The 12,142-nt window shown below is 59.3% G+C and carries 13 protein-coding genes and 1 other RNA gene; 8 read left to right on the forward strand and 6 right to left on the reverse strand.

Annotation, left to right across the window (positions count from 1 at the left end; genetic code table 11):
• Window positions 1–303: 303 nt before the first annotated feature.
• Window positions 304–618: a helix-turn-helix domain-containing protein gene (locus tag PF66_RS22810; protein WP_054056846.1), complete on the forward strand. Its 315-nt coding sequence runs from the start codon at window positions 304–306 to the stop codon at window positions 616–618.
• Between the two features lie 6 nt (window positions 619–624).
• Here PF66_RS22810 and PF66_RS22815 read toward each other — a convergent pair whose 3' ends face one another.
• On the reverse strand, window positions 625–1,620 hold the full coding sequence (locus PF66_RS22815; protein WP_054063894.1) for a DMT family transporter: 996 nt from the start codon (window positions 1,618–1,620) through the stop codon (window positions 625–627).
• Window positions 1,621–1,726: 106 nt separating this feature from the next.
• Between PF66_RS22815 and PF66_RS22820 the strand changes: the two genes are divergently transcribed.
• The 4 genes from PF66_RS22820 to PF66_RS22835 all read left to right on the forward strand — a co-directional run bounded on the left by PF66_RS22820 (window position 1,727) and on the right by PF66_RS22835 (window position 5,120).
• Window positions 1,727–2,602: a LysR family transcriptional regulator gene (locus tag PF66_RS22820; protein WP_054063895.1), complete on the forward strand. Its 876-nt coding sequence runs from the start codon at window positions 1,727–1,729 to the stop codon at window positions 2,600–2,602.
• A gap of 84 nt (window positions 2,603–2,686) precedes the next feature.
• Complete coding sequence (locus tag PF66_RS22825; protein ID WP_054063896.1) at window positions 2,687–3,589, forward strand: DUF2167 domain-containing protein; 903 nt, start codon at window positions 2,687–2,689, stop codon at window positions 3,587–3,589.
• Between the two features lie 161 nt (window positions 3,590–3,750).
• On the forward strand, window positions 3,751–4,296 hold the full coding sequence (locus PF66_RS22830; RefSeq protein ID WP_054063897.1) for a kinase inhibitor: 546 nt from the start codon (window positions 3,751–3,753) through the stop codon (window positions 4,294–4,296).
• A 2-nt stretch (window positions 4,297–4,298) separates the two neighbouring features.
• A complete protein-coding gene (locus PF66_RS22835) occupies window positions 4,299–5,120 on the forward strand; it encodes a helix-turn-helix transcriptional regulator (protein WP_054056851.1) in 822 nt (273 codons plus the stop codon).
• Here the strand turns inward: PF66_RS22835 and PF66_RS22840 are convergent.
• Genes PF66_RS22840 through PF66_RS22850 form a run of 3 tightly spaced genes read right to left on the reverse strand, consistent with a single transcriptional unit; the run spans window position 5,117 to window position 6,972 of the window.
• Window positions 5,117–5,425: a YciI family protein gene (locus PF66_RS22840; protein ID WP_054063898.1), complete on the reverse strand. Its 309-nt coding sequence runs from the start codon at window positions 5,423–5,425 to the stop codon at window positions 5,117–5,119. The genes PF66_RS22835 and PF66_RS22840 overlap by 4 nt on opposite strands.
• A gap of 26 nt (window positions 5,426–5,451) precedes the next feature.
• A complete protein-coding gene (locus tag PF66_RS22845) occupies window positions 5,452–6,081 on the reverse strand; it encodes an FMN-dependent NADH-azoreductase (RefSeq protein ID WP_054056853.1) in 630 nt (209 codons plus the stop codon).
• A gap of 57 nt (window positions 6,082–6,138) precedes the next feature.
• Window positions 6,139–6,972, reverse strand: a complete 834-nt coding sequence (locus tag PF66_RS22850) for an alpha/beta fold hydrolase (protein WP_054063899.1) — start codon at window positions 6,970–6,972, stop codon at window positions 6,139–6,141.
• A gap of 127 nt (window positions 6,973–7,099) precedes the next feature.
• On the opposite strand from PF66_RS22850, the gene PF66_RS22855 reads away from it, so the two are divergent.
• Window positions 7,100–8,098: a GlxA family transcriptional regulator gene (locus PF66_RS22855; RefSeq protein WP_054056855.1), complete on the forward strand. Its 999-nt coding sequence runs from the start codon at window positions 7,100–7,102 to the stop codon at window positions 8,096–8,098.
• 171 nt (window positions 8,099–8,269) lie between these two features.
• On the opposite strand, the gene PF66_RS22860 is transcribed toward PF66_RS22855, so the two are convergent.
• On the reverse strand, window positions 8,270–8,758 hold the full coding sequence (locus PF66_RS22860; RefSeq protein WP_054056856.1) for an OB-fold protein: 489 nt from the start codon (window positions 8,756–8,758) through the stop codon (window positions 8,270–8,272).
• Window positions 8,759–10,083: 1,325 nt separating this feature from the next.
• On the opposite strand from PF66_RS22860, the gene PF66_RS22870 reads away from it, so the two are divergent.
• Both PF66_RS22870 and PF66_RS22875 read left to right on the forward strand, forming a co-directional pair.
• The gene (locus tag PF66_RS22870; protein WP_152973072.1) at window positions 10,084–11,031 is read left to right on the forward strand and encodes a P-loop ATPase, Sll1717 family; all 948 of its coding nucleotides are present in this window, start codon (window positions 10,084–10,086) and stop codon (window positions 11,029–11,031) included.
• Between the two features lie 89 nt (window positions 11,032–11,120).
• On the forward strand, window positions 11,121–11,756 hold the full coding sequence (locus tag PF66_RS22875) for a hypothetical protein (RefSeq protein WP_054063901.1): 636 nt from the start codon (window positions 11,121–11,123) through the stop codon (window positions 11,754–11,756).
• A 289-nt stretch (window positions 11,757–12,045) separates the two neighbouring features.
• On the opposite strand, the gene ffs is transcribed toward PF66_RS22875, so the two are convergent.
• Window positions 12,046–12,142: signal recognition particle sRNA small type (gene ffs, locus PF66_RS32230), an RNA gene on the reverse strand.

Below are 12,142 nucleotides of genomic sequence, written 5' to 3' on the forward strand. Positions count from 1 at the left end.
CAGAACTTCGACGAAGATCAACTAGAGTTAAACCGAGGTTGTCAGCAGATCGAAGCATGGACCGCTGAAACCCGCAAAATAGACACCCGAAGGCTCGGTTCGGCGCGCCTGGCATGCCGCCCGGGGAAATACAAGGATTTCCCGGCTTGCAAAACGGCCGCTTCAAACCCGATCACCAAAAATCTGTCCGATCCGCCGATTCTACGAATTACATCACATTATGCAATAGAAGGTGATGAATCATGGTGTTGCCTAATGCAAAGATTTATCGTTAAGTTCTTGATTCTAAATGGGAATTGAGCGATGGAAATTTCAAGTTTGGGTATGGCCATTAGACGCTATCGCAAGGTAGCGGGGCTGACTCAGGCTGAACTTGGCGAGAGAACCGGTTTTGACCCCAAAACCATCAGCCGCTTCGAAACCGGCAGCTACACCCCAAGCGTGGACGCGCTGTTTCTGTTCGCCGATGTGCTGGGGGTAAAACTGAAAGTGTTTTTCGCGGATATGGGCGACGAGGACGAGCAGCGTGCCTACCTGTTCGGCGTCATTCACAAAGCCCCCTCAAAGGACCTGGGAAAACTGATCGCCGCGGTCGATCTCGCCTTGTCCAAGCCCTGAATCACCTCACTTCAGGTCCGCCCCACGGGGCCGGACCTGGGGCACAAGCTCCTCCGACGCCATCCCACGGGCACCCTCGCCCCTGTGGGGACGGGCTTGCCGTGGCACCGAACCGCCGCGAATCGTGTCCCCCTTGCGCCCTTCCAACTGCAACGCCAGCACGCTCCCCAGCACGATCGCCCCACCCAGCAGCACCATCGGCGATACGCCAACCCCCAACACCAGCGCCGCCATCACGATCGCCACCGGTGGAATCAGGTACAACGCAACCGCTGAACGGCTGACCGCCGAATGCGTCAGCACATAGGCCCAGGCCAGGTAGGCCAGGGCGCTGGGAAAGATCCCCAGCACCAGCACCGCGACATTCACCCGCAGCGACGCCTGGGTCACCGCCTGCCCCAGCCCCGGCAGATAGACGCACAGCAGCAGCGTGCCGGCCCAGACCATGTAGCACACCGTGGTCAGCCCGTCGTAGTGATGGGCGTAGTGTTTCTGCAAGGCGAAATAGATGCTCCAGGACAGCGCCGCCAGCACGATCAGGAACCCCTGGGGATTGAACGTGCCAATCCCGCGATCCCCCCAGATCACCACCAATACCCCGACGAACCCGGCAAGCACGCCCAGCCAGCGCCAGCCGCTCACCGACTCCCTGAGCCAGAAATACGCGATCAGCGTACTGAACAACGGCGTCGACTGGGCCAGCACACTGCCCGCTCCCGGCGTGACCCATTGCTGGCCATAATTGATGCTGACGTGATGGAGGAAAATCGCGAAAAAACCCAGCACGAACAGCCACGGCAGATCGCGCAGGCGGGGCAAGGCGATGCCCTTTGCCAGCGCCACGCCGGCCATGAACAGCGAGGCGATCAGAAACCGCAGCAGGGCCAGGTGCCCCGGGCTGTAGTTTTCCAGGCCGATGTGGATACCGGTGGGCGAATAGGCCCAGCAGAGAATGACCGAGGCGGTGGCAAGGGAAACTTTTATCGAAGACAGGGCTTTCACGGCAGGACGACATCCAAGATGATCTAGGGAATGCCTCCAGTCTCGAGCGGCCTGGCGATCAGCACAATTGACGAATATTGAGACGAGAATTCACCGGGAGTGAATCATGGAACTGGCGCAAATGCGCATGGTTAAAGCCGTTGCCGAAACCGGCAGCATCGCCCTCGCCGCGCAACGGCTGCATTGCGTGCCGTCCAACATCACCACGCGCATCAAGCAACTGGAAGGCGAACTGGGCACCGAACTGTTCGTGCGCGCCGGGCGCGGCCTGAGCATCAGCCCGGCCGGACAGATTTTCCTGGACTACTGCGCGAAGATCCTCAACCTGGTGGACGAAGCCAAGCGTGCCGTCGACGCCAACACCCGCCCTTGCGGGACCTTGCGCATTGGCGCCATCGAGTCCTGCGCGACCGTGCACCTGCCGGCGCTGCTCGCCGAGTACCACCAGGCCTACCCCGAGGTCAGCCTGGAGCTGATCACCGGCACCTGGACGCAGTTGATGGAGGACGTCCGCCAGCGCCGCCTCGACGGCGCCCTGGTGGCCGTCGACATCCATCACCCGAAAATCGCCAGCGCTGCGCTCTACCGCGAGAACCTGGTGCTGATCAGCGCCGCCGGCAGCCCAGCGATCCACAGTGCCCATGACCTGCTGGGCCGCACCCTGATCATGTGGCCCAGCGGCTGCCCCTATCGCGCTGCGCTGAAGAACTGGGTACAGGAACACGATCGCAACCCGCCGATCGCCAGCTATGGCAGTTGGGGCACCATCATTGGCTGCGTGAACGCCGGGGCCGGCGTATCGCTGGTGCCGGAAGGCATCCTGCGCCGCTTCGAGCAATCGACGGGGCTGGCGACCTATCGTTTCGACGAACTGACACCGGTGCAGAACAGCTTCATCTGGCACAAGGAAACCACCCGCCACCCAGCCCGAGAGGCCTTCGCCCGGCTGTTGCAGGAGCGCCTGGAGACCACGCCGCAGTAGGCTGTGGACACGACAATCTGGCGATTGACCAGTCCTTTCGGTTATCCTGCCCGACCAAATTAATTCAAAATGTAAGGGACTACGATGAAACACCTGCGCCAGTTGTTGGTGGCAGTGTTGCTCAGCGCGACCACTTTGCCCGCCATTGCCGCCAACACCCCCGCGCCTGCGCCAACCGCCAGCGAGCAGCCGCACCAGACCGCCGAACAATGGCTGGCCACCCTCAAGCAACAGCACGGCAACATCACCCTGCCCAGCGGCATCGCCACCCTGCAGCTCAACAACGAGTTCTACTACCTGTCGCCGGACGACACCGAGCGGCTGCTGACCGAAGCCTGGGGCAACCCGCCAGGCCACAAGACCCTCGGCATGATCATCCCGACCGCCGTCAGCCCGCTGGCCGACAATGGCTGGGGCGTGATCATCAGCTACAAGAACGACGGCCACATTTCCGACGATGACGCGGCCAAGATCGACTACGCCGACCTGCTCAAGCAGATGCAGGCCGATGACGAGGAAGACAACAAGGAGCGGCGCAAGCAGGGCTACGCCGGCCTGACACTGCTGGGCTGGGCCGAGCCCCCGAGCTACGACCAGGGCACCCACAAGATGTACTGGGCCCGCGAGCTGAAGGCCGACGACGCCGACCAGACCACCCTGAACTACAGCATCCGCGTGCTGGGTCGCGAGGGCGTGCTGGAACTCAATGCCGTGGCGGCGATGGCCGACCTGCAGACCATCAAGCAGGAAACGCCGAAGATCCTCGCCTTCACCAACTTCACCGACGGCAATCGCTACGCCGACTACGACGCCAAGACCGACAAGCTGGCGCCGTACGGCCTGGCCGCCCTGGTCGCCGGCGGCATCGCCGCCAAGGCCGGCCTGTTCGCCAAGATCGGCGTAGCCCTGCTGGCCTTCAAGAAGTTCATCATCCTGGGCCTGGTGGCCATCGCCGGCTTCCTCGGCAAACTGTTCAAACGCAAATGATCCTTCCGGCAGCCCGCCTCCCGCTGTGGGAGCGGGCTTGCCCGCAGAAGCCCTCACCCTGACACTACCCGAGCGTTTCGGCACAACACCCGAGCGCCGCGGCACAACACCGGCTTGCGCCACCCCATAGACTCGCCTTTCCACCCAAAGACGAGACGCCCATGAAAATCCCCTTCCTCCTCGCCGCCCTCACCATGAGCGTTGCCGCCCAGGCCGCCGACTTCACCGTCAGCAGCCACGACATCAGCGACGGCAAGCCACTGACCAGCCGCGAAGTCTTCCAGGGCTTCGGTTGCAGCGGCGGCAACACCTCGCCGCAACTGTCCTGGCAGAATGCCCCGGCGGGCACCCAAAGCTTCGCCATCACCGCCTACGACCCGGACGCCCCGACCGGCAGCGGCTGGTGGCACTGGACCGTGGTCAACCTCCCCGCCACCACCCATGAACTGCCTTCCGGCGCCGGCAGCAAGGGCGGCCAGTTGCCCGCAGGCTCCGTGCAGGGGCGCACCGACTACGGCCAACCCGGCTTCGGCGGCGCCTGCCCACCGCCAGGCGATAAACCGCACCGTTACCAGTTCACCGTGTGGGCCTTGAAGACGGATAGACTGCCGGTCGACGAACAGTCCAGCGGCGCCCTGGTAGGCTACATGCTCAACGCCAACGCCCTGGGCAAGGCCACCCTCACCGCCACCTACGGACGCCCGTAACCATGCACGCACCTGCCGGCCCCCAGCATCGCGAAAGCCGCCTCGGCACCAGCGTAATCCAGGCCCGCCAGCCCCATGCGCTGCAGCGGGTGCCGATCTTCGTCACCACCCTGTGCCGGATTCGCCAGGGGGAAAAGCTGATGAGCTGGGACGACCGGCAGATGCGCGTAGGCTCCAGGCACCTGATACTGCTGCCGGCGGGGCGTGAACTGGCGATCAACAACTTTCCCGGTATGCAGGGTTACTACATCGCCGACACGGTGAGTTTCCCCACGGAACTGTTACGCGCCTTCAGCGCCCGTCACGGCCAGCAGATCAACGCCCTGCCCGCCCAGGTCGGCCCGCAGGAACTCTGCGTACCACTGGACCGGCACATCACCGGTGCCTGGGAAAGCCTGCTGGAAGCCATCAACACCGACGCGCCGGAGGCCTTGCGCATTCATTACGCCGAAGCGGTGCTGCTGGCGCTGACCCTGGGCGGCTGGGCCGGGCCGGTACTGCTGGACCGCCGCGACCCGCTGTGCGAACGCGTGCAGCAGATCGTCATGAGCGCTCCGGCACGGGACTGGACGGTGGCCGATGTCGCCGAACGCCTGCATCTGGGGGCCTCGACCTTGCGGCGCCAACTGGCGAACGAGGACGACAGTTTCAGCAATATCCTGGAAAACGTCCGGCTGGGCATGGCGCTGCACTGGCTGCAGACCACGCCAAGGCCGATTGGCGAGATTGCCGCGGCGAGCGGGTATGCCTCGGCGTCACGCTTTGCGGTGCGGTTTCGCAAGCATTACGGGTTGTCGCCGAGGGAGTTGCGGGCGGCAATCTAGACCGCCCTGGCCTCCGGCGCCCACTGTTCGGGAAAGCTGCTGGAACGGATCGCCGGCTCGCAGCAGCGAATGTCGAAAGTCACCAGTTGGTAAACAACGAACGGATCCTCGGCCAGCATCCGCTCGATATCGGAAACACCCTCTCCCTGCGCGAGGATGAACCCGCCGCCCTGCTGTTGCAGTGGCCCGGCCACCAGGATGCGGCCGGCCTTGATGAACTGCACCAGCCAGTCCTTGTGAGCATCCAGATGAGCCTTGACCTGCTCGATCGGACGAGTGTAGCTCAGCGTAATGGCAAATAGCATGGGTCTATCCTCATCAAGGTGTGGAGTCAGGCGGAAACCGGCAAACCGCTCAGTACATCGGCAATGGCCAACCTGGCCCGTGTGATCCCCTGCTGTCGTACCTGGTCGCCTTTCGACGCCCCTTCGGCACGAACAAACTGCACATCGCCAATCCCCAGGAAACCGAAGAACGCCTTGAGATAGTTCTCCTGGAAGTCCATGTGGGCGAAAGGGCCTTGCGCATAGAAACCGCCGCGCGCCGAAACCACGATCACCCGCCTGCCGGCCGACAGGCCAACCGGACCGTTTTCCGTGTACTTGAACGTGCGCCCTACCTGGGCAATGCGGTCCAGCCAGGCCTTTAACTGGCTCGATAGCGAAAAGTTGTACATGGGCGCGCCGATCACCAGCAGGTCGCTGTGCAGAAACTCGGTCACCAGCGTTTCGGAAACCTGGTGCTCGCGCACCGTGGCCTCATCCCACTCGCCGCCCCCCGGCTGCCGGAACCCGGCGGCGATGGCACCGTTCAGGTGACGGACTTCGTGCTCGGCCAGGTCGCGGTACGTGACCCTGGCAGTGGGATGGCGGGCACGCAGTTGCGCCACAAGCTCGGCAGACAGCTCGCGCGTCACGGAGCCCTCGCCCAGGATGCTGGAGTCGATATGCAGAATGTTCATTCACACCTCACGTTCATCGGTTGGGTTATCCCGTTCTCCAGGTTTCCCTGAAACGGCTCACTGGCCGGCTTCCCTTGCCGCTCGATCGATCAAACCGGCCACCGCATCGGGGTGGGAAAGCAACGACAGGTGGCTGGAATCGACTGAAGTGATCCTGGCACCCATTCGCTGGGCGATGGCTTGTTGCACATCAGGGCGCAGGGCCTGGTCGCTTGTCGTCTTCAGGTACCAGCTCGGCTTGTCGTGCCACGCCGCATGCCGGACCTTGCCAGCAAAGCTGGCGACGGCGATCGGTTGCTGGGTCGCGGCCAGCACCCGCACCTTATTCAGCGGCAGGTCAGCGGCCATCACTTGCTGGAACACCTGCGGATCCTCCAGCCAGATCAGCCCCTCGCTGTCCGGCGTCAGGCCATCCATCGGCGCCTTGAATTTTTCCAGCAGGTCCGCCACCGATTCGCCGCTGTCGGGTGCCAGGGCGGAGAGATAGACCAGGCCTTTGACATTGCTGGCATTACCCGCCTGGCTGATCACCGCGCCGGCCCAGGAATGCCCCACCAGCAGCACGTCGCCCTGTTGCCGCCGCAGGACGCGCACGGTGGCGCCGACATCGTCGGCCAATGAAGTCAGGGGGTTCTGCACCGCCGTAACGTGGTAGCCCTTGGCTTGCAGCCGGGAGATAACCTGCGACCAACTGGAGCCATCGGCAAAGGCACCGTGCACCAGCACGATATTGCGCACACTCCCCGCAGCGGGTGCGGCGCTGACCGGCGCGCCGCTGAAGAGCACCGTCAGCCCGACCGCGGCTGCCAGGCGCCCCAGCCATTTGAAAGAGTGAGGCCCATTGCCAACCTGAAGCCTGGTGGAACGATGTGAACACATGAACCCATTCATGACGCAGTGCCTTGATCCGTTGATGGGAGCCAGTCTATCGAGGTACTTGCAACGACAGCAGATGGCAAACAAGCCATGTTTCATGCAAAACTCGCCAAACCTGTCACCTCACCGAGCCACCTTTCCCATGCGCATTGCGATTGTCGCGGTAGAAGGCAGTTTGCTGTCTGCGATCACCGGCCTGGCCGATCTGTTCTGGATCACCAACCAGGCCCTGCGCTCACCGCCGGAGGGAACGGTGGCAAGCCTGCCGGATCCAGGCCGGGTGGAATTCCAGACCACCATCGTCAGCGCGGATGGCCAGGCGCTGCGTGATCCCCAGGGTCGCCTGATTCCGGTGGACGGTTCATTCAATGACTTGGCCCGGTGCGATGTCGCCCTGGTCACCGGCATGGCGCTGGGTGCCGACAAGTTGCCGCCGCTCTCGGACTCGATTCGCCAGGCGGCGGGCTGGCTCAAGGAACGGCATGAAAATGGTGGGCTGGTGGGCGCAGCCTGTGCCGGCACCTTCGTGCTGGGCGAAGCCGGACTGCTTGATGGCCGACGCTGCACCACCACCTGGTGGCTGCACCATGCCTTCAAGCAGCGTTTCCCCAAGGCCCGGACCGTGTGGGGCACGGCGGTCGAAGAACAGGATGGCATCATCACCACCGGCGGCCCGTTGTCCTGGGTCGACCTGGCGCTGCATGTCATCCGTCGCCAGGCCGGCCCGGCGGTGGCCAAGTTGGCGGCCGATGTTTCGGTGGCCGACAGCCTGCCGCTGCCCCAGGCCATCTATGCGCCGCGAGGTTTTATCAACGCGGCCGATCCCCTGCTGCTTCAGGCCGAACAGATCGTCCGCCATGCCCATCCGGGGATAACTGCCGAAGGCTTGGCCAATGCCCTGAACCTGAGCGAAAGAACCCTGCACCGGCGCCTCAGGGAACTGAGCAACGAGTCGCCCAAGACCTTTATCACCCGCGTGCGCATCGAAACGGCCTGCGTGCTGCTGGAAACGCCGGGGGCCAGCGTCAAGCAGGTGGCGCTCAAGTGTGGGTACAGTGAGGAAACCTCGTTCCGCCGAGCTTTTATTCAACTGACAGGGATGACGCCAGCGGATTACAAGCGCTGGGCGAGTGGGCGTTGATCCGTACCGCTCTTGTACTTTGCAGTGCGGTTTCGCAAGCATTATGAGTTGTCACCGAGGGAGTTGTGGGCGGCGATTTGCGGTCCCTCAAGAGGTAAGAGAATACAGGCGGACCAAAATAAAAAGGGCCCATCCTGGATGGGCCCCTTCGTCAAACGGTCATTACAATAATCAGAGCAGTGCGCAGGAGCCCGACATTGGGATTTTTGCCACGTCCCCCTTACCAACACAGATCAGGGTTACCTTGACGCCCTTCTTGAGCGATGCAAGCGAGTTGGCATCGGATTTGTCGAACGAGAACTGTGGCTCCATGAACTGATTCACACCACCACGCAGCGTCAGATAAGGATTGCCCATGAAATCGGTATTGATATCAGATACCGTACCCGAGACCTTGAACTTCTTGCCTTTGAACTTCTGATCGGCAGCAACGGTGTTCTCATTGTAGGCAACGGCAATATCGCCTGCCGACACTGCGGGGAGAGCCGCCAGCTCCTGTTTAGCCTTCTCCAGTTCCGCCTGCGCCCTGTCCTTGCTGGCCTGAGCCAGAGCAGCCGCCTCAGCCTGCTTCTGTTCAGGCGATTTCATTGCATTGCTGATGAAACCGATGACAAACAGGATACCAATAACGATCCCTACCCACTTGAACAGCTTTTTCACACCCTTCTCCTTCTACCGTAAAAACGTCCATGCTGTACAGACCCCGTCACCCCTAGGGCCGCACAGACAGCGCGGATTCTCTAGGATACTTACAATCAAGGCAAGGCCATATGCCACCATCGAAACATTGATAAAGATGCCAGTGGATCAAGACGGCAAGACGGCGACAGATTTATTTTCACGACTTGACGCGCTGAAAAATGAATATCGCTCATTTACACCCGACGTCGTCACTCTACACCGTAATTTTCGCCAGCCATTTGCGGCATTGCAGGACGATACTGAATCCTGAACGAGGCGGTATCAAGGCAACTTCCAAGCTTTGCTGAAGAATCGAGCACTTGTGACGTGAGGCCATCAATGCGAATCGACAGGGCATACAGGATCGTTGCTCATCGGGGGGGGCTTCGACATCAGCGAATTCACCGTCAGGGAGGACAACCGTTATCAGCTCAACACGCTCCACTTTGCAGCCGTAAGACAGCACAACTATCAGATTGTCGAAAAAGTGAAAGAGCTGTACGACCGCATGCAGGCCAAGCACCTTCCTTGTGTCATGTCAGTCGCCATTTCAAAACAAAACCGTTGAATCGAGACCAGGGCGATGCGCTGAACGATCAGCGCTGGGTAGTTACCAGCGTGATTTCCGGAATAATCAGCTTCGCAGTTGGAAGAATGAAACACCCATTGGTAGCCCTACCAGCACATGCAGGAGCTTCGGCTTTCGTTTCCAGCCGCCTCCGGAGCTATCACGCAGGTGATGTGCTAATAGCCCTGGACGCCAAGGTCCAAGGGGGTATCGGATCACAGCACTCGTCCATTGTCTTGATCATCAAAAGCTGAGGTCTACCATGCTCACCCCCCCAGAGCAGCTCGCGTTGATGGTCGTGGTAGCGTACGTGGTTGACCGGTGGATAAAACCACCTCGATGGCGCAAGTGACTTGGCATCCTATTGGCGCTGGCAGGATTGCTGAGCATTCTGTTTCCAACGGCCTGGCTGCCTCATAGCGATGTGCTGATCATGTGGAAGACTTTCGTCATGGTCACGGGGGCCTTGCTTTTTTCTCGTCGTAACCTTCCTGTCGAGCAGCCATAGAGGCTACGACATGGGCCTGCCCGCGCCCTGGAATAAGTGATCGAGAAATAGATTAGTCGCGTTTTCGCGCATTTCGCGTTCAAACTCAACGTTAGCCAAGAACCACGATGACCCTCCTCTTTCGCCCGCAGGGCGCCTTCGGTTGCCCAATCAGTACCCCTGTCTTTCATACTAAGGAGGGGGACAAGCAAACGATAAACGTTCCTTTACAGGTTGATTTAGCACGACATGTCATGGCATTTTGCCTTCAATCTCGGCCACCCTGCTCTGTGGGCAGGCATGACGATTGAAACCATGCCAGTAATAGCGATTAAAGGAATGAATATGCATGCTGAAGAGGACACCCCGGCTCTAGAAGATTTGATGAGGGCGCTTCACTTTTATGTCCCCACTGGAACAGCCGAAGGCGAAAAGGTGATCCTTCAAGAAGCGTTCGTCCAAACGCACGAATACGCAGATATCATCGCCCCCCCGGTCGGAAGCCCCCGACTGCTCATCGGTAAAAAAGGCTCTGGCAAGAGTGCTATCTTAGATTTTACCCAACGCTTCCTGAAGGAGGGGAACATACCTGGGATCCTGATAAAGCCCATGGATCTAGACTTATCTGGGATGACTGAGAACGCCTCATCAGGGGAGCTCACTAGAATAGCCTATCAGGCATTCATGAAGGCCATTTCGGTTGCTATTGGCGAACAACTCCCGCTTCTAATCAGCGGCGAAAACACAGTACTTCTGCAAGCAGCAGTCGATGCAGGAGTCAAAGACGTTGATTTTGTCTCAAAATTTTCACGCGCATTGAACAGTTTTGCAAAACCTTTCACTAGCATTGATTTCTCGTCCCTGCTTCCTACAGCTACCGCTACCAACTGCCGAAAACTGGAGCGTGCTGTAGAAGCAAACATAAAACAATCAAAGACAGCTTTTTACGTTTTAATTGATGATACAGACCAAGTTGCCAACCCTGGAACTCGCAACCATCTTAACCGAATCTGGGCATGCATTCTGGCACTAAGGGAATTAACACAGAAAAATAATCAAATTCGATGCGTGATTTCGTTACGCGATGAAATTTGGAGAAGCCTGAAAAAAGAGGGCACCGGGCAACGGGATCAGATAGACCATTTCCAGCCATTGGTTTACCACTTAAACCCGACTCTTTCTCACAAAGCATCATAGAGAAGCGCTTAGTTCTCGCGGCAAATAAAGCTGGTTACGATACAATCACAGCAAACTACTCTCTTTTCTTCGAAGGCGATATGCCGCGAATGCCAAATAGCGAGGCACTGAGCAGTTGGCCGGACCTCATTAAATCCCGCTCACGTGAGCGACCTAGGGACGCCGTACAGCTTGTTGAGAAAATGGTTAAGCTTGCGCTCACAGATGAAGTAAAAAAAATCGATGACAATATTCTTTCAGCCGTGATGCCAAAGTATTCGCAGGAGAGAGCGGAGCTTGTTGCCGGTGAGTACGCTGAAGAATGCCCAGAGTTACTGCACGTAATTCGCTCAATGTCACGTCTAGAATGCTCCCACGGCGCTTTCTTAGCGGACGCCGAGGCTGTCAAAAAGCACCTAATCACCATCCAAAGCTCTTTTACTATTCATCTCAATGGACTAGTGCTCAAACCGACCAAAGAGGAGGATATCTTCAATCTTTGGTCCCTCCTTTTCCAAGCTGGCATCTTCTACCCACGCGTTACAGATGACAGACAACGAGAAGGTTATCGCTTCATACTTCCCCACGAAGATCCGGGGCTTTTGGTAAAAGCACGCTGGAATGATATCCAGCAAACTCTTTGGGAGATTCATCCGGTATTCAGGGATTTCTTGATCGTTGAGCAGCGCGAACAGAAAGCACGTTTTGGGCTAGCCACCAAGCATCGTTCCAAAGGCCGTAGATAAAGAAATTAAGCGCGTCTTCTATGGAGGGCGCGCTTTTATGAAACGCCTGTAGTCCGGCCCACGGATCAGCGCCTCCCGCTTGCAACGAATTTGCAGGGAACGACGAATCTCCTTTGGGAGAACACTGGGCGAATGACATCCGGCACCACGATTCGGAAGTAATAGACCGAGTGGCGGGATAACAAGAGGTAAGACGGGATGGTCGACACGGATGTATCACTCATTCTACCACCGCGTGGTAAAGGGTGAAAAACCGTTAAGAATCAGCCATTTAGGTAACTGGAGGCAACCCCACCAGCCACACCCCGGCACACAATGTTCCCGCTGTGGCTGCTCCCTTCCGGGCCTGACCAGGTTGACGGGTAATCGTTGCGGGGGGACCGATG

Source organism: Pseudomonas asplenii (genome assembly GCF_001293465.1).
Taxonomy (GTDB): domain Bacteria; phylum Pseudomonadota; class Gammaproteobacteria; order Pseudomonadales; family Pseudomonadaceae; genus Aquipseudomonas; species Aquipseudomonas fuscovaginae_B.

Excerpts from the sequence above, each read along its gene's own strand:
- PF66_RS22810 (WP_054056846.1), top strand. The coding sequence starts at position 304 with ATGGAAATTTCAAGTTTGGGTATGGCCATTAGACGCTATCGCAAGGTA.
- PF66_RS22820 (WP_054063895.1), top strand. The coding sequence starts at position 1,727 with ATGGAACTGGCGCAAATGCGCATGGTTAAAGCCGTTGCCGAAACCGGC.
- PF66_RS22855 (WP_054056855.1), top strand. The coding sequence starts at position 7,100 with ATGCGCATTGCGATTGTCGCGGTAGAAGGCAGTTTGCTGTCTGCGATC.
- PF66_RS22845 (WP_054056853.1), bottom strand. The coding sequence starts at position 6,081 with ATGAACATTCTGCATATCGACTCCAGCATCCTGGGCGAGGGCTCCGTG.
- PF66_RS22835 (WP_054056851.1), top strand. The coding sequence starts at position 4,299 with ATGCACGCACCTGCCGGCCCCCAGCATCGCGAAAGCCGCCTCGGCACC.
- PF66_RS22875 (WP_054063901.1), top strand. The coding sequence starts at position 11,121 with ATGCCAAATAGCGAGGCACTGAGCAGTTGGCCGGACCTCATTAAATCC.
- PF66_RS22825 (WP_054063896.1), top strand. The coding sequence starts at position 2,687 with ATGAAACACCTGCGCCAGTTGTTGGTGGCAGTGTTGCTCAGCGCGACC.
- PF66_RS22850 (WP_054063899.1), bottom strand. The coding sequence starts at position 6,972 with ATGAATGGGTTCATGTGTTCACATCGTTCCACCAGGCTTCAGGTTGGC.
- PF66_RS22830 (WP_054063897.1), top strand. The coding sequence starts at position 3,751 with ATGAAAATCCCCTTCCTCCTCGCCGCCCTCACCATGAGCGTTGCCGCC.
- PF66_RS22840 (WP_054063898.1), bottom strand. The coding sequence starts at position 5,425 with ATGCTATTTGCCATTACGCTGAGCTACACTCGTCCGATCGAGCAGGTC.
- PF66_RS22870 (WP_152973072.1), top strand. The coding sequence starts at position 10,084 with ATGTCATGGCATTTTGCCTTCAATCTCGGCCACCCTGCTCTGTGGGCA.